The following is a 23,957-nucleotide window of genomic DNA, read 5'->3' on the forward strand; positions in this document are numbered from 1 at the left end:
GGCAAAGATGACTGAATTGATAAGAGCCTGAGATATTTATCTCCCAGGCTCTTCTTTTTTTAGAACTTCAATTCAAAATACAAATATCTTTCATTGTTGGTAATCTCAATACATACAAATAAAACGTACTTAAAGTTAAACATTTCGTAATGTCTACATTTAAGTACGTATATTAATAAATTTGATAAATGATTTCTTAAGCCACAAATTATTTATATGTGCTTAAGTTATCTGTGTTTAACTAATTCTCTTTCTTCTTTATGTCTTGATGTCATTCCATGTTGTCGATCACTACGTTCGATTTCCTGATTGATTTCTTGATTGAGGTTCTGTTTATTATGGTTACATTCATAATCAAAGTTAGTTGCCTGTACAATATATTTTGGACGTTGCTTCACTTCATAATAAATACGACCTATATATTCACCCACGATACCAATTGAAATGAGTTGAATACCTCCGAGTAATAATATAGCTGCGATCGTTGAGAAATATCCTGGTGTTTCTACACCACGAATCATTATCCCTACAGAAATATAACCAATATATAATAAACTGATAAAGAAGACGATTAATCCTAAGTAAATCATTGCCCGAAGTGGTTTATTATTGAAAGAAATCAATCCATCAATGCCATAGTTCAATAATTTACTAAACGACCACTTGGATTCGCCATCTTCTCGTTCAACATTTTCATACGTGAAAACTTTAGTATTATAACCAATCCATTCATATAAACCTTTAGAAAAACGATTATACTCATCTAATTGTGTAAGTGATTGTACCGCACGTTGGCTTAGTAATCTGAAATCGCCAATACCGTCCTCTAATTTAATATCTTCTACAAAGTGATTAATCATTTTGTAATAAAGTTTTGTCACCATTTTTCTTGATTGTTTTTCGCCAGTTCTATCTCTCTTGGCAACTACCTGATCGTAACCATCCATATAGCCTTCTATCATTTGGGGAATTAATTCAGGCGGATGTTGCAAATCAGCATCTATCATAATGACGCCATCACATGCTTTACTGTGTTGATATCCCGCAATCATTGCTGCTTCTTTACCAAAATTACGACTAAAAGATATAAATTTTACATGTAAATCTTTGTTTGCCATATCTTGAATATAATTTATCGTTTTGTCTTTACTACCATCATCTACGAATAACAAGTCGTAGTCATATTGATGATGTTGACTATCTTTAGATAAAATTTCAGTCAATTTTTGATACGTTTTAATGATGACTTCACCTTCATTGTAACAAGGCACGATAACTCTTATTTGCATTTCTAAACACCTTCATTTCAATAACTTCAACCTTACTTTATCAATTTCTGCTGTAGCTTTGCTATCTAAATCAATTAAATTTACATAATCTTTATATATCCTTAATATTTGAAGTCGAAACTTAATGCCTTCGCCGATTAATTAGGTTAATATGCAAAAACACATATTGCTTAAAATTTAATATGATAAAAAATATAAATTGTAATTCTAATTTTAGCAACAATTCTTCAATTTTGAAAATAATAACTGTTCATCATCTTTTGAAGCAAATGTTAGTGACACCTGGTTTATTCTATGAACCCTATTTATAAATATTTAACTGACTATGTGACTTGCTTAGTTATTTTATTAATTATGATTAAAAAAACATTCAAACGGTCACTCATTAAACACCGCTTGAATGCTCTTTAAATTACTCTAATGTACCTATTCGTACTTCATCTGGGTCTTTACCTTGCCTATCGTCTTTATTAAGGCTATCAATTTCAGCAATATCTGTAAGTTCAAGATTGAAATCAAAGATGTCATAATTTTCATTAATGCGCTCAGGTGTCTTCGATTTAGGAATAATCAGACGGTTATGTGCCAAATGCCAACGCAAAACAATTTGTGCTGGTGTCTTATCATATTGTTCAGCAAGCCTTGTAATTACACTATGCTCTAGCAATCCTCTGTTCCTCATTAGTGGCATCCATGCTGTAACAGCAATATCATGCTTATCACAGTATTCTTGTAGTGGTTGTTGGTTAAAGAAAGGATGCACTTCTATTTGATTAATTGCCGGCACAACATCTGTTTCTGCCATCAATTTTTCTAGATGATGTTCTTTAAAATTACATACACCAATTGCTCGAATTTTCCCTTCGTGATACAACTGTTCCATTGCTTTATAACTTTCAATAAACAAGTTGTCCGCTTCACATGGCCAATGTATTAAGAATAAATCTAAGTAATCCGTACCTAAATTCTCAATTGATTTCGTAAAATACTCAATTGTACGATCATATCCTTGGTAATCATTCCATAATTTTGAAGTGATAAAAAGCGCATCACGCGAAATATCTGCTTTTTTCAAGGCATTTCCTAATGCAATTTCATTTTTATAAAAATACGCAGTATCAAAAGCACGATAACCTGCCTCTAAAGCAGCATTGATAGCTGTTTCCATGGTTTCATCATCAATTTTATATACGCCTAAACCAATCTTTGGCATCGGATAGCCATTATTTAAATAATATACATCTTCTAGCATAATTCAAACCCTCTCATTATAAATTCTATTATATAGGGATATCACAATTTCACTTTTATACATTACCCTATCTCGCCTAATATTATTTACTATAATACTTTTTTAGCATCATGAAAATTAAAAACCCTGACATAGCTCATACACGCTTTGTCAGGGTTCTATAATCTAACTCTATTTCGCTGATATTAATCGTTTTCTTCTTCTTCAGCAATTTCTTCTAAAGTAGGTCTCGTTTTATGATATTCTAACTCTAAAATTACAGTAATAATTTGATGATTGTCTATTTCAGAAATAACCCATCTGTCAAATTCTGTATCGACATAATCATTTTGTTGTAAATTTGTATTATGTGCTTGTAGCCAACCACCGATTGTATCAATATCTTCTGAGTCTTCAAATTCAATACCAAGTTGGTCATTTAAGTCATCTAACAATACACGACCATTGATTTGGTAACGATGATCTGTGACTTTAACAATATCGTTAACTTCATCATCATCAAATTCATCACGAATCTCACCAACAATTTCTTCTAAGATGTCTTCCATCGTTAAGATACCTGCCGTACCACCATATTCATCTATAATAAGACTGATATGAACATGCTCACGTTGCATACGTACAAGCGCATCGCTAATACGTGTGGTCTCGGATATCATTGGTAAATCATGAATGTAGTTACTAACTTTAATCTGTTTACCTGATGCATATTCCGTTAAAAACTCTTTAACATTGATAAAGCCTTTAACATGGTCCTTATCGCCATCTGCAGTGATAGGATAACGCGTAAATTGATGTTCTTTGATTGTCTCTAATAATTCATCTACATTAAAAGGTTCATTCATCGTAATCATTTGTGTACGTGGAACCATGATATCTTTGGACTGTCTTTCATCGAATGAGAAGATATTTTGCATATAAGCTAATTCTGTCTGATTAATTTCTCCACCATTGTAACTATTGTTAATTATTATTTTTATTTCTTCTTCTGACATCGCATCATTATTTGCATCTGGATCTACGCCAAACATACGAATAATCATTCTAGCGGAACCATTCATTAACCAAATTAGTGGTTTCATTATCACACCAAAATAATATAAAGGTCTAGAATACACTAAAGCTAATTTCTCAGTATGTTGAATTGCTAACGTCTTAGGTGCTAATTCCCCTAGTACTACATGCAAATATGTCACGATAATAAATGACACGATAAATGAAATCGTCGTCGTTAGCGCATCTGGTAAGTGGATAAGTTCAAACACTGGATGTAATATCTTATTAAATGTCGGTTCACCTAACCAACCTAAGCCTAAAGACGTCACAGTAATACCGAGTTGACATGCAGATAAGTAATAGTCCAAGTTCTTAATCATTTTTTTAACGACGCGTGCATTTCCATTACCTTCAGCAGCGAGTTGATCAATTCTTGTGCTACGCACTTTTACTAGCGCAAATTCCGATCCTACGAATACAGTTGTTAAAGCTATTAAAAGAAAAAATATTACTAAGTTCATTATGGTCACAGTTTCCAATTAGTTCCCTATTTCTAGGGATTCACCTCCAAAATTTGTGTCACAATAGGTGACATCGTATAAGTGTTTTTGTGTTTACGTATTATAAAGTTGTTTACTATATCCTTCCCATTGTGACACCTCCCTAAAAATACGCATTGCCTTTATATTATCATAAAGTAGTCATTTCATGTAAATTTTGCTTTGAAATTTGATTAATCCAACTTAATATTTAATCGTAAATACTACGTTAAGTCAACTTTTGAATTCAATGTAACTGCCAAAAGAATGTGTACCCACTTTTTTTATAAATTGAACTTATGAATTTCACCAGCTTTTATAGTAGCAAGCACATCAATATCGTCATTTGCAATGACAATATCAGCATCCTTCCCTACTTTCAAGCTACCTTTTGTATCATCAATATTAAGCGTAATCGCTTGATTCAAGCTTGCAACACGCCATAACTGGTCTAAACTGTCACCTGTGAATGTCATTAAGTTACGTAAACCTTCATTCATTTTCAAAATACTTCCAGCTAATGCACCAGACGCTAAACGTGCCTCAGAGCCTTTGACAGTCACATTCTGGCCACCTAAATCATAGTCACCATCTGGCATACCTTTTGCACGCATCGCATCTGTAATTAGTAAGAAACGTTGATTACCCTTCAATTTATATGCAACTTCAATAGCAGCTGGATGAGAATGTATACCATCAACAATTAATTCCGTGCTGAGTTTGTCATTTAACCATGCTGCACCAAATACACCTGGCTCACGATGTCCAAAGGCTGTACCCGCGTTATATAAATGTGTCACGTGTCTCGCACCATGTTTGACTGCTTCATTCACTTCATCATATGTTGCAACAGTATGCCCAATTGAAAAGCGCATATCACTATGTAACGCTTTTAATGTTTCTTGCGCACCTTCAACTTCAGGTGCAAACGTGATTACTTTAATTTGATTCTTGGCAATTTTTTGGAACTGCTCTATTTTGGCTACGGACGGTCTTTGTACATAGGCTGGATTTTGTGCACCAACCTTATGCTCAGAAATAAACGGGCCCTCTAAATGTATCCCGACAATTGACGCTGCATGATATGTATCTTGATTTTGTTGGTAATTCACAATATTTTCTAAAGCCTTTGTAATATTATCATCAGACTGAGTCATGGTTGTCGCTAAATAACTGGTTGTCCCTTCTGATAATAATGATTCTGATAAATGCTTCAATCCTTCTAAAGAAGCATCCATAGCATCTTCTCCGTATCCTCCGTGCATATGTATATCTATAAATCCAGGTAATACGTGCTGACCATTTACATCAATTGTAGTTAAGTCGCCTTCATACGCACCGGATGCAATTTGTACAATTTTTTCATTTTCAATTATTAGATAACCTTTTTTAATCGTTCCTATTTCTGTATAAATACGTCCATTTTCAATCACATATTTACTCATTTAATCTACCTTCTTTATTATATTTTTCATTTTAACTGTGTAAAAAAACAATAATTCCCAATAAAAATTGAGTAACTTGAATATCATTTGTTATCACTCGTTCACCAAAACTGATATTAAGTTCGCATAAGTATTCAGTCTTGCCTACTTACATATATTTTACCAAATCGCAGTCATTTATTATATTCAAAAGTTTTTTTATCTTAAAATGAATAAACATAAATTTCAAAAACAACGTGCTCATATATACAACTTGTCATTTCAAATGAATCATGAACTATTATTTTTGATTTCTAGTCACTGTAACACAATAAAAATTGGGCCCGAGACACGATATTGATACTGTCTCAAGCCCAATTATTTTTTATTTAATATTATTCATTCATCGCTTCAGACGTTGCAATTTCATCCTGTGTTAATTTTGGCTTTAACACACCGTAAATAATTGCAGATACGATTGAACCGATAACAATTGCAAGTAATGATTGTAAAACATGGCTGAAATCTGTACCAAAAATTACAATAATACCACCATGTGGCGCTTGAATTGCAGAACCTAAACCTAATGCAATCGCTCCGGCTACACCTGAACCGACCATCATTGACGGAATGACTCTCAATGGATCTGCTGCAGCAAATGGAATCGCACCTTCAGTTATAAAGGACGCACCCATAACATAGTTTGGCACAATCGAACCTTTTTGTTCTTTCGTAAATTTCTTACGGAAGATTAACATTGCAGTTGCAATTGCGATTGGTGGAACCATACCGCCAATCATTGCTGCCGTAATTGGTGCCGCATTGCCTTCAGTTAATGCAGCTACTGAGAATACATATGCTGCTTTATTAAACGGACCACCCATGTCGATTGCCATCATTGCTCCGACTACTAAGCCAAGTAACATAATATTCGTGCCTGATAAACTTTGTAATCCATTTAATAATGTATTATTCAACCATGAAGCTGGTGGATTAATCACATAAATCATTAATAATCCTGTAATGGATACTGATAATACTGGGAAAATTAACGTCGGTTTTAAACCTTCTAATGATTGAGGCATACCATTTGTTAATTTTTTTATACCTAATGTTAAATAACCTGCTAAGAAACCTGCAAGGATACCACCGATGAATCCTGAATCACCATTACTAGCTAATAAACCACCGACTAGACCTGCTGCGAAACCTGGTTTATCCGCAATACTACGTGCGATATAACCTGCTAAGATTGGAATGATAAACATGAATGCACTGTTTTTACCGATATTCCAAATTTGTTCGGCAAATGCATTATATTCGGAACTCTTAGGATCGAATGAATTGGCACCAAATAAGAATGCGATAGCCATTAAAATACCACCCGCAATAACAAGAGGTAACATATTAGAAACACCATTCATCAAGTGTTTATAAATCGTTTTACCTACGCCTTGCTTTTCATTACTTTCAGCTGACGTTCTACCTTTATTACCTGAACTTGCTACAAATGGTTTGCGTGACGTATCTTGTGCTAAATGAATTAATTCTTCCGGGCGTTTAATACCATCTGCAACAGGTACTTCAACGACATTTTTACCATCAAAACGATCCGTTTCGACGTGGACATCTGCTGCTACAATAATTCCCGTAGCACGTCGAATATCTTCATCTGTGAGGTGGTTTTTGATACCGCCTGAACCATTTGTTTCAACTTTCATTTTTACGTTCATTTTAGATGCTTGCTTTTTCAACGCATCTCGTGCCATATACGTATGCGCAATACCTGTCGGACAAGCAGTTACAGCTAAAATATATGATTCATCATTGTCAGTAGTGCTAGTCGTTGACGCTGATACTTCATTTACTTTTGCTTCAGCCACTTCTTCTTCTGTTGCTTCATCGTCTGCTTTATCAATAATTTGCAAAATTTCTTCAGGACTATTTGCATGAAGGAGTGAAGCACGCACATCTTCATCCATGAGTATACCTGATAGCTTCGCTAGTGCGTCTAAGTGTGTTTGAGCACCGCCTTCTGGTGCAGCAATCATAAAGAATAAATGTGCTGGTTGCATATCTAAACTTTGATAATCAACGCCTGCTTTAGATTTACCGAAAGCAATGGCAGGTGTCGTTACCGCTGCAACTTTCGCATGTGGAATGGCAATCCCCTCTCCAATTCCTGTAGTACTTTGAGATTCACGATTATGAATCGCAGACTTAAATTGAGCAACATCATTTAATTTCCCAGCTTTATCTAATTGATTGACTAATTCATCGATAACACCATTTTTGTCTGTTGCAGTTAAATCCATTGCAATCGTATCTTTTGTTAATAACTCGGTAACTCTCATAACTATTCACTCCCGTCAATTGTCGTAATAACGACTTGATTTTTAATTTTTTCGATATCGGACTTATTAGCTAAGTCCTCATTAAATGCAGTTGCAGTCCCAGCTGACACTGCTTGTTTGAATGCATCTTTGATTGGTAATCCTGATGCTAAACCAGCAACCATACCAGCTACTGTACTGTCTCCAGATCCGACTGTATTTACAACATGCCCATTTGGTACTGTTGCTTTGTAACTATGTTCGTCATCAACATACACAGCACCTTCACCGCCTAATGAAATGATGACAGAAGTTGCGCCTTTTTTAAGAATCTCACGTGCATATTTGATAACATCTTGATCTGTAGATATAGTAGTATCAAACATGACTTCCAGCTCATCTTTGTTGGGTTTAATGAATAAAGGATGGTAACCTAATACTGATTCTACGAGGTCTTTCTCCGCATCAACGACCAAACCTGCGCCAGTCTCATTTGTGATTCGAGCAATTTGTTCATAAGCATCTTTAGGAACACTCTTTGGAATACTACCTGCGACGATTACTGTATCATTGGCTGATGTCTGTTTAATTTGTGATAATAATGCTTCAAATTGTAGATTCGTGATGTTAGGTCCTGGAGCGTTAATTTCTGTCTCATCACCTGTTTTCAACTTAACATTTATACGTGTATCTTCATCTACCTGAATAAAATCTGTAAGAATATCAGACTGCGTTAATGTGTCTGATATAAATTGGCCTGGAAATCCACCTGCAAAGCCAAGTGCTGTCGATTGAATGCCTAGTGTCTTCAATACTCTTGAAACATTAATACCTTTACCTCCAGCAAATTTATATGTTGCTGTCGCGCGATTCAAACCATTTAATTCAAAATCGTTCGCAAACATAATGTAATCAATTGAAGGATTAAAAGTAACTGTATAAATCATATCGTACCTCCCATAAAATGATATTTATCTGTAAATCGTTGAAAATCTTTTCTAGTTTTCGCCTTTGCGGAAGTAACTATTGCAACATGCTCTTCAAGTGGCACATGTGCAAAATAAACTTTTTCATATTTCGAATGGTCTATTAATACAAACACATTAGTACCTAACTGCATCGCATGGTGTTTAATAATGGCTTCTTGTTCATCTGGTGTCGTTAAACCATATTTCAAATCGATACCATTCATCCCTAAGAACACTTTGTCAAAGCGATAACGATTCAATGTCTCCAATGCGCTGGCACCCACCGTTGCATAAGTCGTATCTTTAACCTCTCCGCCAATAATCAGCGTTCGAATGCCATGTTTTAATAATTCTTCAACATGGGTCAAACCATTCGTGACAATAATGATATCTTGCGCAGTAATATGCGGAATCATTTCTAAAGTTGTTGAACCTGCGTCTAAAAATACGCAGTCTCTATCTTCGATTTGACTAGCTGCATACTTTCCTATTTCTTGTTTTTCACGTAAGTTCGTACTTCTTTTATCTGCTAAATTAGGTTCTAGGACAGATGATTGATTTAGGGTTGCACCACCATGTACTCTTTTTAATTTTCCAAAACTTTGTAATTTCGATAAATCACGACGAATCGTTGAAGCACTGCATCCTGTCCGTTCAATTAAATCTTGTAATGTTAAAAAATCTTGCTTGGACAATGCATTCAAAATTAATTCATGGCGTTTCTCCGTTATCATCACTTCACCTCATCTCACTGTTATTATAATGGATGCGCTTTCTTAATTCAATCATTTTTCGCCAAAAACAATCAAAAACAATCAAACGTATTAAAAACGTTCAACACTTTGCCATGTTTTTGAACAAAAATACTATTTTCTCAAAAATTAAAAAGTCGTGATTTCCACAAAAAAAGTGATACAAAATAATGAAAACGTACTACCTTCATTATTTCATACCACTCATATATTACGACTTAACTGACATTCAAATTAGTTTATCCAAACCATCATGTGTCATTTCAAAGCTACCATTCAATCAAATCAAAGTTTATCTTTGACTAACATCTGAAACCTCAGCCTGTATTGCTTGAATTAAATCGGATACTTCTATTTGAATTTGCAATCCTCGCTCACCACCACTAACATAAATCATTTCGTATCCAGTTGCGGTTGCATCAATAATTGTAGGGAGTTTGCTTTTCATACCTATAGGAGAACATCCACCTCTTATATAACCTGTCACTTGTTTCAATTGCTCCAGTGGCAGTAAATGTAATTTCTTCTCTCGTACAGCTTGTGCAGCTTTTTTCATATCCAACGTTTGATTGACTGGAATCACGAAAACAAAATGTGCATGGTTTGCATTTTCAAGCACAAGGGTTTTAAATACGTGAGACGGTTCAACTCCGATCATTTCAGCCACATGTTCTCCATCTATATGTGTATCAGTAACTTCATATCTATTCATTTGGTATGCAATACCTTGACGTTCTAACATGCGCATCGCATTCGTTTTCTTGTGCTTCATTATATGTCTCACCTCATAATGACTGAATAATCTTGTTAATATTTTAAAAATGCAAGTACAACAAAAGCATGTATAACTTAAATCATTAAATTTTAGCTACGCGGTGTATCCAGGTCTAAATTTTGAATAAAATCTGTTAATTCATCACGTATTTTTTCATCTTTCAAGGCATATTCAATCGTTGTTTTTACAAATCCTAATTTTTCACCTACATCGTAACGATCACCTTCAAAATCATACGCATACACTTGATCTGCTCTATTTAATCGTTCAATTGCATCCGTTAATTGAATTTCTCCGCCAGCACCTTCGCCTTGTGTCGCTAAATAATCAAAAATGTCTGCAGTCAGTACATAACGCCCCATAATCGCTAAATTTGATGGCGCTGTGCCTTGTTTTGGCTTCTCTACAAATTGTTTCACTTCGTATTTTCGACCTACTTTTTCTAATGGATCAATAATACCATAACGATGTGTGTTGGCTTCATCGACCTCTTGCACACCTATGACAGACTTTCCTGTTTCCTCATAAGCATCCATCAATTGCTTAATCGCTGGGTTTTCGGATTCAACAATGTCGTCACCCAATAATACTGCAAACGGCTCATCTCCAATAAATTGACGCGCAGAATAAATTGCATGGCCTAATCCTTTTTGTTCCTTCTGTCTTACATAGAAGATATTCGCCAATTCTGTTGAATATTTTACTTTTTCTAATAAATCCATTTTCCCTTTTTCTTGTAAAATCATTTCTAATTCTTTTTGATTATCAAAATGATCTTCAATCGCACGCTTATGTTTACCAGTTACAATAATAATATCTTCTATACCTGCGCGTGCAGCTTCTTCTACTATGTATTGAATCGTTGGTTTATCTAATATAGGTAACATTTCTTTAGGCATCGCTTTCGTCGCCGGTAAAAACCTCGTACCCAAGCCTGCTGCCGGTATGATTGCTTTCTTTATTTTTCTCAAAACGCTCATCCTTTTCTATATAAATTAATTATTACTATGCACATCTCACTTATTTTAAATATTCCACACGTTAATAATTTCATCATAACATTGATTCGTGGCACTTTATACTGATTTCCTATATGCAAAAAACCACACAGAACTTCCCATACGTTTCTGCGTGGTTTCATATTATTCATTGAGTGAAGGTTGGCGAATAACGTCTCCCGTTTTATTAACAATGACTTTGTAATCTTTTTGAGTTTCATATTCGTGGAATGTGTAGAACATACCATCTTTCGATTCATGCACTTTTTTCAATATAGCATTTTCACCTAATTCGTCTACCGCATGTTTTTGGGCAATCACTTCTGATTCTTGTGGAGAAATGCTCATTTGATTGGCATGTTGGTTGTCATTAATTTCATATGCTTTATCAAATATCGTAGCCTGATTATTATCATTTACAGTTACTCTGTAATATTTACCTGGTTTAGCTTTGTTTTCAAATGTAAAAATAAAATAATATGCACCTTGGCAAGTGCTATCAATTCCATAATCATTGTATTTATTCGAACGATCATTGTCGTTATTTACAATTGTTTGTGCCTTATCCAGCGCTTTGGAAAATTGTGGCAAATCCGCTTGCTTCTTCTCATTTTCTTTTAAATTGTGTGTCGTTAATTTGGCTATTGGCTTATAGTTTTTAGCGTCATATGGCTCTTCATTTTCATCTTTTTCCATTGCGGCCTTCAATGAATGCTTATCTTCTTGTGTTGTATTACTCTTAGCTTCAGCTATTTCGTCTATGTTTGAAAAGCTAGAAATGGTTTCATGCACTTGCGCTAACGCTTGTTGATGCATAGCTACAAAAATAAGAAAACCTAAACAACAAGCAAGCAAGAATGCCATAATGGTTAACATTAAATTTTTCAAATTCATCCCCTTACTTACATTTATTACATTTCTTATTATGTTAGCATAGATTAAACTTAAATCACTTATATAGAACACAATTTAAACCAAATGTAATATTTGTTACATGATTATTACGCAGTATAAATTCATTTAATACATATGTCATATTTATAAAAATAGAGTAACCCTCATCAATCATATTATTACTTTGATTGACGACAGTTACTCTAATAATATTCTTATACTATTTTGACTTTCTGACTTGTGCACTTATCATTTTTTCTATGAATATTACAATCATTCCTAGTACCATCACTAAAACGGACATATATAATGGAAATTCAAAGTTCACATCATATAATGTACCAGCGACAAGTGGACCAATAAAATTACCCATACTTGTAAATGTAGAATTGAGACCACCGGCGAAACCTTGACGATTTCCAGCTATATTTGAAAAGTAATTCGTTATCGCAGGTCTAATCATATCAAAACCTATAAATACGACAAAACTGATGACCATGATTGACCAATAACCATGTACAAATGTAAGTGCCAATAAAATAATTGCAGAATAAAGTAATGCATATGTGATAAATGTAAGTTCATTAAAATACTTCATAAATTTATCAAAGAAAAAGACTTGGAACACTGCACCTAGTATACCGCCACCAGTTATAGCGAATGAGATATCGAGTGGTGAATAGTGCGCTTTATCTGCAGTATATAATGGGAATAACGTTTCAAAAGCCGATAATCCAAAAGCCAATACCAACGTTAAAATAATTGGCGTTAAAAAGACCTTCCAATTTATTTTAGACAGTAATTCTGGCTGATATTTTGCGAAACCATCTTGCGTACCGTTTTTAGGATTTTTAATGAGCGTTATCGATAAAATCAGTGCGATACAACCACTGACACCAGCTACATAGAATGGTAATCTATGGGATACTTCAGCAAGCATACCGCCTAAACCAGGACCTAAAATAAACCCAGAATTAATAATCGCAGACATATAACCAAAATTCTTCGCCTTATCTCTACCAGTAGAAATATCAGCAATCATCCCTGTAACGCCAGGCATAACCATACCCGCACTGAAACCACCAAGTATTCTTGAAACAATTAGAAGTGAGAACGTATGACTTGCCGCAAATAAAAATTCAGAAATAGCAAAAAGTCCAAGACCAATACATATGATTAGTTTTTTTCCTAATTTATCTGCAAGCGTCCCACCAAATGGTGAAATAATCATTTGTGCTAGCGCAAAAACCGCAACCAATATGCCTAAGTCGCTACCCTTCAATCCTAAATCTTTTAAATATACCGGTAACACGGGCACAACTAATCCAATTCCTAAAAAGACAAGAAAAATATTAAAATATAAAATCACAAATTGTTTATTCACGTATCTCACTCCATTCTTACCTTCGTTTTTTACTTTTAAATAGTAGTTAAAAGCATAATATTAGAACATTCTATAACAGTTTCATGTCAATTGACAATAAAAATTTCATTTTGTAATCACTATTATACAATCTCTGATTTATAACTTGTATAATGAATATGTAAATAATTTTATAGATGGGGGTCGCTTATGATTTATCAAGTAGATGGTAAAACAATAGTATTGGTCTTGGAACAAGGTGAAGATATTGTAGAAGCAGTTACAGACATTGCAAGAGAACAAGGTGGAAAGTTCGGTACTGTCAGCGGTATTGGCGCTTGTGCTAGTGCTGAACTCAATTTTTATAATTTAAATACTAAAACCTATGAAAAGAAAACGATTCATGAGCCCTTAGAATTAATTAGTTTATTAGGCAACATCTCTCATATTGACGACACTCCTTTTGCACACTTACATGCAACATTTGGCACGGATCAATATGAAACCCTAAGCGGACATTTATCAAAAGCTATTGTTTCGGCAACAGCTGAAATCGTCATCACTATGACAAACTTAGATATCAACCGCAAACATAATGATTCTATTGGTTTAAATCTTTTAAATTTATAAAATAATAGTTAGCAACTTACCCTTGAGCGTGTGATACCACAACCTTATGTATCATGAGGTTTATGTCGCACGCTTATTTGACGTATTGAAAAAGTCTTTATTAATAACTATGTTTATGTTTGAAATTCATTTTCAAAATATGTATCATATAGTCTTGTATTTCATATAAACTCTACAAATCGTCCCTTTGCTCAATGCTCGTTCAAAGGATTTTTTGCCGTTTATATAACTTTTAATCAGCATAAAATGCGTTATTTGGAATATTAAAAAAGTTAATTAAGGAAAGTAGGTGTGGTTATGAAAGCACGCTATATTGCTAGAACAGTATTTCTTATTTTAATAATGATTTCAATATTTTTTAATAGTTATTATCCATTTATGACTTTAAATCTATTTCTAGCTTACGTCCCTTTTGAACTGTGCTTACTATTAAATTTATTTAAACCTAGACAAAAATATGAATGGCCATTATTCATTATATTTGCCTTGATTTTTGTGTTAATGGTACCAAACACGCTCTACATGGTAACAGATTTAATACATTTAAATCAGTTTGCATTTAACTTTTATCAAGGCTTGAATATCACAGAATGGGCATATTTTACATTTTTAGTAGCTGGTGTGTTACTTGCTATTTATTTACTCATAGTCATGTTTTTAGAAATGGAACGCTTTACACATCGCCTATGGCTAAATAGAACTATTGTTATTGCGATGATGTTTTTAAATGGATTAGGTATTTTCATCGGAAGATTCTTGCGTTTACATTCAGTCTATCTTATCAACGAACCCGTTCGTATTTTAAATGAAGTGTCTGCAAGTTTAAACTGGAATACATTATGTTTTGTATTGCTATTAGTAGCCTTACAAATGATGCTATTTGCATTTGCGAAAGGAGTACGCGACGTAAAATGACATTAAACATCCTTATCTTGTTAGGTATTCTACTTGTTTTTCAATTAATTATTGGTCATTTATTACATGATGTTGGTTTTTCGTACACAAAAAGCATTATATTGATGTGTTTACCCTTAGGTATCGGACTATTTTACCTACAATTATTTTATTACGAACGTCGATTTCCAAAATGGGACGTGCCACTTAATGTTAAATTGCGATTAAAATACATGTATATTTTGACATTTTTTGAATTTGTTGCTTTATATATCTGTATTTTTAGAATGTAACTGTAAGTAAGTATTAACTTTAGTATATGTAACTCAAAATAGACAAAGGCTAGCACAGTTTTTCATGTGCTAGCCTTTTGTATATAAATTATATTAATTTTTTTCGTGGTATTTTAGTGCCTGCCTTACATCTTTAACCGAATTTGCTGAAATTTGAAGTTGCGTTTTTTCATCTTCTGAAAGCGCGAGTTCTACGATAGACTCGATTCCATTTGCACCTAATACTGTCGGTACACCTAAGCAAATATCAGTAAATTGATATTCCCCTTCTAAATAAGCAATACTCGGAAGTAAACGGCGCTGATCTTTCAAAATAGCTTCAATCATACTATATACTGCTGATGCGGGAGCATAATACGCTGACCCCTGACCTAGCAATTCTACAATTTCTGCTCCACCTTTTCGTGTGCGTTCTACGATTTGATCAATTTGTTGTTGTTCTAATAACTTGTGTAAAGGCACTCCATTGACGTTGGTTGAATGGACAAGCGCAAGCGGAACCATCGTATCTCCATGACCACCCAAAACTAGACCTTTGATGTCTTTAACCGATACATTTAACGCTTCAGCAATAAACGTTTGATATCGAGCTGTGTCCAAGATACCTGATTGACCAATCACACGTGACTTAGGAAAGCCTGACGCTTTTAATACAGAATACGTCATCGCATCTACAGGATTTGTTAGTACAATAATTTTACAGTCTGGTGAATACTTAACAATCTCTTTTGTAACATCATGCATAACTTGTTCGTTTACTTGCACCAAATCATCACGGCTCATACCTGGTTTACGTGGGATACCCGCAGTAATTACAACAATATCCGAATCTGCAGTATCAGCGTAATCTGTAGAGCCAGTAACACTAACATCAAAACCATATATTGGACTACTCTCAAGTATATCGAGTGCTTTTCCTTTCACCGGACCTTCATTGTTCGGACGATCAATTAGGACAACATCTGCTAATTCCTTTTGTGCGACGATAAAAGCTAATGTGGCACCTGTATGCCCAGCACCAATAATTGAAACTTTTTGTCTTGTCATAAAAACACCCCCTTTTTCAATCATGATATATTTCGCTTAAATTATACCACCATTTTGTGTGCAACTATGATTACATTTTATGAATATCAATCATCATTTTCACTTATGTTTTCTTTGTCGTTTTAGCCATTTCCATATTACAAAAACAACAAGTACAATTAAGGCAACGTAAATGATACGCGAATAGATATCCATATAATAAACAATGGCATGCCAATTTCCACCAACTGTTTGACCTAAATAAATCAGCACCATATTCCATATTAGCGTTCCTATCGTAGTAAATAATATAAATAGCGGCATATTCATTCGTGTCAATCCAGCTGGAATAGATATTAGACTCCTTAATAATGGAACAAACCTACAGAAAAAGATCGTCCAGTATCCATATCGTTCAAACCAATGAATCGTTTTATCTAAATCTTTTGTTTTAATACGTAAAATTTTCCCATAACGATTTACCAAACGATATAGATTAGCTTCACCAATCCAAGCACCAATGCCATACAAAGCAATAGCACCGACAACTGAGCCGATGGTAGACGTAATTGTTACCCCTACATATGTTAATTCTGTTTTGGTAGTCATAAAGCCACCAAAAGTTAAAATAATTTCAGAAGGAATCGGAGGAAATATATTTTCCAAAAATATTAAAGAAGCAATTCCCCAATAACCAAATTGTTCCATAAAATGTGTAATCCACTGTTCCATGCATTTCCCCCTTAAGCATCTGCTAAATCTATTTATGAAATGAGGAGCGAAACAGAAATCGAACTATAAACTTGATTTCATTATTTCGCTCCAAACATTTAAAACTATATTTGAATCTCAGTACAACATCATTATTTTATATTTTCTGACCATTTATACAATAATATTTTGTGATCCACACTATTCCCCTAGATTTAGAACAAGTGATTCGACAAAGCATATAAATATAATGATAAAGCAAATAGTGCCATGGATAATATCGTTAATAATAATGCTAAAATGGCTGTTCGTTTAAAGTGTTTAATAAATGCCACAAATAAAATGCCTCCATTGTAAAGGAAAAATAAACCAAACAATGTCATCATGATATTAATATCTGGGTATGCAATATTCAAAATTGCAATCACCAATGCAAAGCCTAAAAACGGAAAATTAATAAAGTTTCTTTGAAATTTCAGTTCATTTCTACGATGTTGTTCGTTCTGTGTACTCATGCTTAATGCTCCTTTATTATCATTGAATTAAGGTATATCATGTCCTAATGAAGCTGTGTATATATCAAACCATTCTTGATCTGTTAGTATAATATCTAAACCTTTGACCGCTTCATCCACACGTGAAATGTTATGTGTTCCTAATACCGGCATAATCGATGCTGGATGTTTATTTAACCATGCTGTAACGATACTATTCGCACTTACTTGATATTTTTGTGCCAGTGGTGCAACGATTGACATAATACTAGACGCTTTCTTATCTACTAAATCAAACAACTTTCCACCTGCCAAAGGACTCCATGCCATAATCTTCACATCATCTTTATACATATGATTAATTATACCATTTTCAATTGCATCTAACGTGTATGGCGATACTTCCAATTGGTTAACCGTGATATGCAGTTTGTCACAGACAAGACATTGACTCAGTAAATCATATTGTGATTTATTGAAGTTAGAAACACCAAAAGACTTGACTTTACCTTCTGCCACTAAAGCTTTCAAAGCATCCGTTACTTCATTCGGATCCATTAATGGAGACGGTCTATGAATCAATAGTGAATCTAAATGATCAATTTGTAGTTCTTGCAATGAACGGTCAACAGATTGACGAATATGATTGCTACTATGATCATAACGGTGGCCACTTATACGATTAACAGGACTATCCGGTAAGACAATGCCACATTTAGTAACAATTTCAAGGTTTTCACGTAGCTCAGGTGATAATTTTAATGCTTCTCCAAAAATACCTTCACACGTATATTTACCATAAATATCTGCATGGTCCATCGTCGTAATGCCTCGCGAAACCAATTCATTTAAATAACGATTAAGTTGTTGTGGTGTCCATTGCCAATCTTGCGCCCTCCAAAATCCTTGGATAATTTTTGAAAATGAAACATGTTGATTTATTTTTACTCTGTCCATTTATACACCTTCTTTATTTATTTAAACAATTAAGTGAACTGTAACATGTCTAGTTGGTTGCGTAGGCGATTCTCATCAATTTGTTCACCTATTAATACGATTGTAGTCGGTATATCTTCGTTAATGATTTGATAATCTGGTAAGCCATAAGCATATTGAAATTCATATAAATCACTAGGCATATCACGAAATTTAACATATCCCTTTAATCTTAGAACATTATCTGGTAAGCGTAAAATAAATTGATAAAATAATTGTCGGTCAATAGGCGCAGTAAAATGATATTGCATACTATTGATACCATGATGATGTGTATGTTGTAAGTGTTGATGCCCTTCATGATTACTGATGTTATATATAGATGGCATGTCAACATTCGCAAACGTTGTAAAGAATTGCGGTGCTACACTATTTATTTCACTCAGTTCAGATAATGCTAATCTTTCATCTTTAGATATTTTGTCGGTTTTGTTAACAATTAAGGCGTGACTTACTTCTAATTGTTCTTCCATCAATTGTATTGTACTATTAGTATATTGGGTTCTGTTTAAAAATCTTGGTGCGTCCACTATCCCTATAACTAATGGGGGGTTCACATAGTCGACGATTTCAGGATCTTGACACGCCGCAATAATTTCAATCGGATGTGCGATACCTGTCGCCTCAATTATAATATGGCGCATTGCACTTTTGTTAAGAAAATGTTTTAATTGTTTTATTAAATCTAGTTGCAAGTCACAACATACGCAACCATTTAATATTGATGCAACTTCAACATCGTCGCTTAATGCATAGCTATCTACATTTAAATTGCCGTATTCATTTACGATGATACTTGGGGTCTCACGTTGCTCAAGTAAATATTTTATATAATTACTAAGAAACGTCGTTTTCCCACTACCCAAAAAGCCTGTTACAATTGTAATGGCTATCTGAGGGTTTTTAATATTTTTCATAAAATCACTCATTTCTTAATTTCAAATGTTTGTGTAAAATTTAATTTATACATATAATTAAACTTTCACTTGATAAAATATTAGATATCTTCTAAACTTTATATGCACTTTATTTTAGCATGGCACAGTGCAAAAGTATGATTGAAGAAGTATCAAACACAACATTAGACGGATTCCGGTCCGAAGCAGAGAGAACAAAACGGATAGAATGTCTGGAGGAGAACTTATGTCTGAACCACTTAATTTAAAGGAACAACTTTGCTTCAGTTTGTATAACGCTCAAAGACAAGTAAATCGCTACTGCTCAAATAATGTCTTTAAGAAATACAAACTGACATACCCGCAATTCTTGGTATTAACCATCTTGTGGGCCGATTCACCTGTCAATGTCAAGAAAGTCGTTACCGAGTTGGCACTTGATACTGGTACTGTATCTCCATTGCTTAAAAGAATGGAACAAGTTGATTTAATCAAACGTGAACGTTCTGAAGTAGATCAACGAGAAGTATTTATTCATCTAACTGACAAGAGTGAAGCGATTCGTCCTGAATTAGATACCGCTTGTCAAGATGTTGCAGTTGCTTCATCACTAAGTACAGAAGAATCTCAAGAATTAAATCGATTACTTGCAAAAGTAATCAATGCCTTTACTGAAGAAAAAGGGAAATAATTTTTCTAACGTATTGGTTTACGTTATCCCAAATTATTCCTTAAATATACTTTATTTATTAAGCGAGCTCAAACACTTATGTGTTTGAGCTCGTTTGTTTTAAATAATCAACTTAACCACTGAAGTTGTTGACTGTATTTATACGTGTATGTCCTCGCTTTTCTCCTTAACCATAGTAGCCACTAGGTTTTTATGTTGAGTACACCTTTAAAGCTTATTGCGTATTCAACATCATTATCTTCCGTAAATAACTATCCGCTTGATTTAACAAATCTGGGTAACTTCCCACTTCAACAATTTCACCTGACTGCACCACTACAATTTTATCAAATTGCGATAGTAGTCTTATATCATGAGTCGCTATGATTAATGTTTCAGCTTGCTTCTGAATATTTTCCATAATCACATCAGTATGATAAACATCGAGCGCGGTTGTAGGCTCGTCTAATATCCAAATTGGTGCCTGCTTAAGGAATAGCCTTGCTAAAGCTAATCTTTGTTTTTCACCACCTGACAATGTGTCAGCCGTCAATGTTATTTCTCTATCTAAATCGAGGTATGCTAGACCTAAACTATCTAGTACTGCTCGCATTTCCTGCGTTGTTTTTTCTGAAAATAAGTTATCACGCACTGTGCCATCAAATAATTGCTGTGACTGTAATAATGCATTTATTGCTTTATATTTATCTTCATCTCTAATTTTCGTAACCTCTTGTTGATTTAACATTACACTACCATGGTTACTTTGATATAAACCAAGCATCAATTGCAACAATGAACTCTTACCAGACCCTGAAGGCCCTACGATAGCAACATGTTCTCCTTTTTCAATACTCAAATTAATGTGATTCAGTACGTTACTTGATTGATTCCAATATTTAAAATCAACGTGCTTTATATCAAGCACAGGCAAATCATTTATGACGCTTGAATCTAATGCTTCTTGACCTTGCATCATAGGATGCGCAATGACCTCATTGATATTACCAAAGGCTTCATCTGTGTCCCCTTTATAATAAGCAACATTACTCATAGGTATCGCCTGTTCAAATAGCGTCAACATCATAAGTACAATACTAGTTAAATAGACTACATCTAATTGTTGCTGTTGAACTTGCACAACGCCTGCATATAATGTAACAAACAACGCCAACATCGATACAATATTCAAACTGTACTCATATAGCGATAAGAATCGTTGTTCCTTTGCTTGCGCTTGTTCAAATGCAGCGAGTTCAGTTAAAACTTTTTCCTTATACAGTTCAGTTTGTCCAAAACGGTTTAACTCCTCATAACCTTCTTTATAATCATAAAATTGGTTTAAAAAACGACGTTGTTTGGCATTTACTGTTCTTTTCAATTGACGCGCCTTTTTCGCACTTATCCATGGGATCACCCATAAAGTCACAAGCATGCTAAAACCAATGATAATTGCATGAATATAAGAAAAGAAAAGCATTGTAACCATAGCGACAATAGCTGTCAAACCAATGACAATGGGCGGGTAATATACACGTAGGTATAAATTTTGCAAAGCTTCCACTCTGCCAATCATGCGCGCAATCAAATCGCTAGAATTAAATTTACGATACACATCAGGAACAACAGGTAGTAAATTTCTAAAAAACTGAACCCTTACATCTCTTAACATCGTAAATGTTGCTCTATGCGACAATAACCTTTCGATATATCGCGCAATTGCTCTGACAAACCCAAATAATTTTACAGAAACGATTAATATCATTAATGCGAATAAGGGCGCACCTAAAGCACTTTGCGTAATCATATAGCCACTTAAAAAAAACATACTTAAGGCGACTAAACTTCCTATCACACCAACTATGATAGCTAATATGATATCTCTATCAAACTTCATTTGAATACGTGGCTTCATCTAACCTCACTACCTTTGTTGGGATTATCATGTAATACATGTGTATCACGTTTTAAACATCCATTTTCGATATTGATAAGTTTATCTGCACTGTTAATTGTATACGCCCTGTGCGCAATTGTGATAATAGTTGCGTTTGCAAATCGTGTTTCAATGACTCGTTGCATAATTTGTTCTGTTTCCACATCTAAACCTGTCGCAGGTTCGTCAAAAATTAAGACCTCTGGTTGCATCAGTAAGACTCTTGATAGCTCTATGCGTCTCATTTGACCACCTGAAAGCATTTCGCCACCTTCACCAATCCATGTATCTAATCCTTTTGGAAGCTCTGAAATCTTTTCTTTCAAACCTACATCATCTAACACACGGTAAATGCTCACTTCATCAATGTTATAAAACATAGTTATGTTGTCGCGAATTGATGCATTAAATATATATGGCGACTGGCTTAGAAAACCTATGTTTAAATCTTGATTTTGATAGGTCACGGAACCTGAATACGGTTTATAATTTTGTGCTATAAGTTGTGCAAGTGTTGATTTACCTGCGCCACTCTGACCAATTAATGCTATCTTTTCCCCTTGTTCAATCTCTAGAGAGACATCTTTTACTGTGTCTGTTGTTGCATCATCATATTTAAAATATACTTGTTTCAATGCTATTAACGCAGCTTGATGCTTGTCATATTTTCTCTCTGAATGTACTTCTTGCTCCTTTTGATCTAACAACGCAAAAATAACATCACTCGCCCCTTCACTTTGCTTACCTGTATGAAATGACTGACCTAAATCTTTGATTGCATTGTAAAATTCAGGTGCCAATATGATAGCAATAGCAGCCGTTTTAAAATCAATACTATGAAACAGTATCAATCCTAAGCCTGCCTCTAATGCGACGAGTCCTATACCTAACATGCTGATGAATTCCAACATGAGTCCCGACAAAAAAGCACTTCTTAGAATTTTCATTGTCAAATCTCTAAAAGTAGTACTCTCACGATATAAAGCTTCTTCAGTAACTGCCGTCCTATTAAATAACTTTAAAGTAATCAAGCCCTTTATTTTATTTAAAAATTGTTGGCTAAATTGATTGAGATACATCATCTTATCTTTTGATTCATCACGGGTCTTCAAACCAAAAATAATATAGAACACAGGTATAAATGGTGCTGTAACTAACATAATAAGTGCTGTATTGAGGTGAACAAAACACATCGCAATAATTATCATGACTGGAATCATCATAGACTTAAATACTTGCGGAAAATAACTATTGAAAAACGGTACGATGCCATCGACACTTTCCGTCAAAGTACTAATCTGCGCGCCAATTGGCTCCTTAGCACGTTTAGAAATGATTTGACGTCTTAAATCTTGCTTAACACGTCCTGCCATTTTGTTTCCTATAAGTTGATTTATTGTATTTAACGTTGCCCGCCCTATTAGTATGGCAAGTGTAAATAAAAGTAATAACACTAGATCTTGGTTGCGATGTTTTAACATCGTATTTAAAATTTCAGCAATAGATATATTTTGAACCACTACGGTAACTGCTAAAAATGTACTGACGATAAACATTAATATTGGATATAATTTATATTTTAACGCTAAATTTGTTAATCTTTTCACAAATATCACCTGCCACATATTATAAACACATTATATGAAAATTAAATGAATTCGCTCATTATAAATAGGTTGTTTTTATGTTAATTTCATATTTTAGACATAAATGGTTATTTTTCTACTTTGCCTACTATCTTATCGTGAGATATCAGTCTTTAGTCTAGTCTTACATTTATAAGTAGCATATTATATTTTCATTGTGCTATCATTATAAAATGAAAATG

22 protein-coding genes and 1 pseudogene are annotated in these 23,957 nt (G+C 34.1%); 4 read left to right on the plus strand and 19 right to left on the minus strand.

Annotation, left to right across the window (positions count from 1 at the left end):
* Positions 1-227 precede the first annotated feature (227 nt).
* The 11 genes from BJS11_RS01935 to norA form a co-directional block, all read right to left on the minus strand.
* Positions 228-1,289: a glycosyltransferase family 2 protein gene (locus BJS11_RS01935; RefSeq protein ID WP_069994366.1), complete on the minus strand. Its 1,062-nt coding sequence runs from the start codon at positions 1,287-1,289 to the stop codon at positions 228-230.
* Between the two features lie 412 nt (positions 1,290-1,701).
* Entirely contained in the window at positions 1,702-2,541 is an 840-nt protein-coding gene (locus BJS11_RS01940; RefSeq protein ID WP_069994365.1) for an aldo/keto reductase, read from the minus strand.
* 185 nt (positions 2,542-2,726) lie between these two features.
* Positions 2,727-4,076, minus strand: a complete 1,350-nt coding sequence (locus tag BJS11_RS01945) for a hemolysin family protein (RefSeq protein WP_069994364.1) — start codon at positions 4,074-4,076, stop codon at positions 2,727-2,729.
* A gap of 284 nt (positions 4,077-4,360) precedes the next feature.
* Positions 4,361-5,521 (minus strand): N-acetylglucosamine-6-phosphate deacetylase, encoded by a 1,161-nt coding sequence (gene nagA / locus BJS11_RS01950; RefSeq protein WP_069994363.1) that lies wholly within the window; start codon positions 5,519-5,521, stop codon positions 4,361-4,363.
* A 374-nt stretch (positions 5,522-5,895) separates the two neighbouring features.
* Complete coding sequence (locus BJS11_RS01955) at positions 5,896-7,854, minus strand: PTS fructose transporter subunit IIABC (protein WP_069994362.1); 1,959 nt, start codon at positions 7,852-7,854, stop codon at positions 5,896-5,898.
* A 2-nt stretch (positions 7,855-7,856) separates the two neighbouring features.
* Positions 7,857-8,780 carry a 1-phosphofructokinase gene (gene pfkB, locus BJS11_RS01960; RefSeq protein ID WP_069994361.1) on the minus strand — a complete coding sequence of 308 codons (924 nt, stop codon included), beginning with the start codon at positions 8,778-8,780 and terminating at the stop codon, positions 7,857-7,859.
* Positions 8,777-9,535 carry a DeoR/GlpR family DNA-binding transcription regulator gene (locus tag BJS11_RS01965; RefSeq protein ID WP_069994360.1) on the minus strand — a complete coding sequence of 253 codons (759 nt, stop codon included), beginning with the start codon at positions 9,533-9,535 and terminating at the stop codon, positions 8,777-8,779. Before BJS11_RS01965 ends, pfkB begins: the two co-directional genes overlap by 4 nt.
* Positions 9,536-9,845: 310 nt before the next feature.
* A complete protein-coding gene (ybaK, locus tag BJS11_RS01970; protein WP_180365204.1) occupies positions 9,846-10,328 on the minus strand; it encodes a Cys-tRNA(Pro) deacylase in 483 nt (160 codons plus the stop codon).
* Between the two features lie 89 nt (positions 10,329-10,417).
* Positions 10,418-11,299 (minus strand): UTP--glucose-1-phosphate uridylyltransferase GalU, encoded by an 882-nt coding sequence (gene galU, locus BJS11_RS01975; RefSeq protein ID WP_069994358.1) that lies wholly within the window; start codon positions 11,297-11,299, stop codon positions 10,418-10,420.
* A gap of 171 nt (positions 11,300-11,470) precedes the next feature.
* Complete coding sequence (locus tag BJS11_RS13865; RefSeq protein ID WP_069994357.1) at positions 11,471-12,214, minus strand: hypothetical protein; 744 nt, start codon at positions 12,212-12,214, stop codon at positions 11,471-11,473.
* Positions 12,215-12,440: 226 nt separating this feature from the next.
* Positions 12,441-13,604, minus strand: a complete 1,164-nt coding sequence (gene norA, locus BJS11_RS01985) for a multidrug efflux MFS transporter NorA (RefSeq protein ID WP_069994356.1) — start codon at positions 13,602-13,604, stop codon at positions 12,441-12,443.
* 189 nt (positions 13,605-13,793) lie between these two features.
* Between norA and BJS11_RS01990 the strand changes: the two genes are divergently transcribed.
* From BJS11_RS01990 to BJS11_RS13870, 3 genes are all read left to right on the plus strand, one after another.
* Positions 13,794-14,213: a PPC domain-containing DNA-binding protein gene (locus tag BJS11_RS01990; RefSeq protein ID WP_069994355.1), complete on the plus strand. Its 420-nt coding sequence runs from the start codon at positions 13,794-13,796 to the stop codon at positions 14,211-14,213.
* Between the two features lie 297 nt (positions 14,214-14,510).
* On the plus strand, positions 14,511-15,128 hold the full coding sequence (locus tag BJS11_RS01995) for a DUF1361 domain-containing protein (RefSeq protein ID WP_069994354.1): 618 nt from the start codon (positions 14,511-14,513) through the stop codon (positions 15,126-15,128).
* Positions 15,125-15,400 carry a hypothetical protein gene (locus tag BJS11_RS13870; RefSeq protein ID WP_069994353.1) on the plus strand — a complete coding sequence of 92 codons (276 nt, stop codon included), beginning with the start codon at positions 15,125-15,127 and terminating at the stop codon, positions 15,398-15,400. The genes BJS11_RS01995 and BJS11_RS13870 overlap by 4 nt, the downstream gene beginning before the upstream one ends.
* 93 nt (positions 15,401-15,493) lie before the next feature.
* Here BJS11_RS13870 and mdh read toward each other — a convergent pair whose 3' ends face one another.
* The 5 genes from mdh to BJS11_RS02025 form a co-directional block, all read right to left on the minus strand.
* Complete coding sequence (gene mdh / locus BJS11_RS02005; protein ID WP_069994352.1) at positions 15,494-16,447, minus strand: malate dehydrogenase; 954 nt, start codon at positions 16,445-16,447, stop codon at positions 15,494-15,496.
* A 99-nt stretch (positions 16,448-16,546) separates the two neighbouring features.
* Entirely contained in the window at positions 16,547-17,158 is a 612-nt protein-coding gene (locus BJS11_RS02010; protein ID WP_069994351.1) for a DedA family protein, read from the minus strand.
* 194 nt (positions 17,159-17,352) lie between these two features.
* Positions 17,353-17,652 carry a hypothetical protein gene (locus tag BJS11_RS02015; RefSeq protein ID WP_069994350.1) on the minus strand — a complete coding sequence of 100 codons (300 nt, stop codon included), beginning with the start codon at positions 17,650-17,652 and terminating at the stop codon, positions 17,353-17,355.
* A 27-nt stretch (positions 17,653-17,679) separates the two neighbouring features.
* The gene (locus BJS11_RS02020; protein ID WP_069994349.1) at positions 17,680-18,588 is read right to left on the minus strand and encodes an aldo/keto reductase; all 909 of its coding nucleotides are present in this window, start codon (positions 18,586-18,588) and stop codon (positions 17,680-17,682) included.
* 29 nt (positions 18,589-18,617) lie between these two features.
* Positions 18,618-19,544, minus strand: coding sequence for a CobW family GTP-binding protein (locus BJS11_RS02025; RefSeq protein ID WP_069994348.1), 927 nt, complete (start codon positions 19,542-19,544; stop codon positions 18,618-18,620).
* Positions 19,545-19,770: 226 nt separating this feature from the next.
* Here BJS11_RS02025 and mgrA point away from each other — a divergent pair, with 226 nt between their 5' ends.
* Complete coding sequence (mgrA, locus tag BJS11_RS02030; RefSeq protein WP_069994347.1) at positions 19,771-20,214, plus strand: global transcriptional regulator MgrA; 444 nt, start codon at positions 19,771-19,773, stop codon at positions 20,212-20,214.
* A 214-nt stretch (positions 20,215-20,428) separates the two neighbouring features.
* On the opposite strand, the gene cydC is transcribed toward mgrA, so the two are convergent.
* From cydC to BJS11_RS14125, 3 genes and pseudogenes are all read right to left on the minus strand, one after another.
* Positions 20,429-22,108 carry a thiol reductant ABC exporter subunit CydC gene (gene cydC, locus BJS11_RS02035; RefSeq protein WP_069994346.1) on the minus strand — a complete coding sequence of 560 codons (1,680 nt, stop codon included), beginning with the start codon at positions 22,106-22,108 and terminating at the stop codon, positions 20,429-20,431.
* Positions 22,105-23,022: an ATP-binding cassette domain-containing protein gene (locus BJS11_RS14120; protein ID WP_425337472.1), complete on the minus strand. Its 918-nt coding sequence runs from the start codon at positions 23,020-23,022 to the stop codon at positions 22,105-22,107. The genes cydC and BJS11_RS14120 overlap by 4 nt, the downstream gene beginning before the upstream one ends.
* Positions 23,008-23,754: pseudogene (locus BJS11_RS14125) on the minus strand (ABC transporter transmembrane domain-containing protein); the annotation flags it as partial. The pseudogene BJS11_RS14125 and the gene BJS11_RS14120, both read right to left, overlap by 15 nt.
* Positions 23,755-23,957 lie beyond the last annotated feature (203 nt).

This window comes from Staphylococcus caeli (assembly GCF_900097965.1).
GTDB classification, from domain to species: domain Bacteria; phylum Bacillota; class Bacilli; order Staphylococcales; family Staphylococcaceae; genus Staphylococcus; species Staphylococcus caeli.

Excerpts from the sequence above, each read along its gene's own strand:
- nagA (WP_069994363.1), bottom strand. The coding sequence starts at position 5,521 with ATGAGTAAATATGTGATTGAAAATGGACGTATTTATACAGAAATAGGA.
- BJS11_RS01995 (WP_069994354.1), top strand. The coding sequence starts at position 14,511 with ATGAAAGCACGCTATATTGCTAGAACAGTATTTCTTATTTTAATAATG.
- mdh (WP_069994352.1), bottom strand. The coding sequence starts at position 16,447 with ATGACAAGACAAAAAGTTTCAATTATTGGTGCTGGGCATACAGGTGCC.
- BJS11_RS02015 (WP_069994350.1), bottom strand. The coding sequence starts at position 17,652 with ATGAGTACACAGAACGAACAACATCGTAGAAATGAACTGAAATTTCAA.
- BJS11_RS01935 (WP_069994366.1), bottom strand. The coding sequence starts at position 1,289 with ATGCAAATAAGAGTTATCGTGCCTTGTTACAATGAAGGTGAAGTCATC.
- BJS11_RS01940 (WP_069994365.1), bottom strand. The coding sequence starts at position 2,541 with ATGCTAGAAGATGTATATTATTTAAATAATGGCTATCCGATGCCAAAG.
- BJS11_RS01990 (WP_069994355.1), top strand. The coding sequence starts at position 13,794 with ATGATTTATCAAGTAGATGGTAAAACAATAGTATTGGTCTTGGAACAA.
- BJS11_RS14120 (WP_425337472.1), bottom strand. The coding sequence starts at position 23,022 with ATGTTAGGTATAGGACTCGTCGCATTAGAGGCAGGCTTAGGATTGATA.
- BJS11_RS02010 (WP_069994351.1), bottom strand. The coding sequence starts at position 17,158 with ATGGAACAGTGGATTACACATTTTATGGAACAATTTGGTTATTGGGGA.
- BJS11_RS02020 (WP_069994349.1), bottom strand. The coding sequence starts at position 18,588 with ATGGACAGAGTAAAAATAAATCAACATGTTTCATTTTCAAAAATTATC.
- BJS11_RS02025 (WP_069994348.1), bottom strand. The coding sequence starts at position 19,544 with ATGAAAAATATTAAAAACCCTCAGATAGCCATTACAATTGTAACAGGC.
- BJS11_RS01965 (WP_069994360.1), bottom strand. The coding sequence starts at position 9,535 with ATGATAACGGAGAAACGCCATGAATTAATTTTGAATGCATTGTCCAAG.
- cydC (WP_069994346.1), bottom strand. The coding sequence starts at position 22,108 with ATGAAGCCACGTATTCAAATGAAGTTTGATAGAGATATCATATTAGCT.
- pfkB (WP_069994361.1), bottom strand. The coding sequence starts at position 8,780 with ATGATTTATACAGTTACTTTTAATCCTTCAATTGATTACATTATGTTT.
- mgrA (WP_069994347.1), top strand. The coding sequence starts at position 19,771 with ATGTCTGAACCACTTAATTTAAAGGAACAACTTTGCTTCAGTTTGTAT.
- BJS11_RS13870 (WP_069994353.1), top strand. The coding sequence starts at position 15,125 with ATGACATTAAACATCCTTATCTTGTTAGGTATTCTACTTGTTTTTCAA.
- BJS11_RS01955 (WP_069994362.1), bottom strand. The coding sequence starts at position 7,854 with ATGAGAGTTACCGAGTTATTAACAAAAGATACGATTGCAATGGATTTA.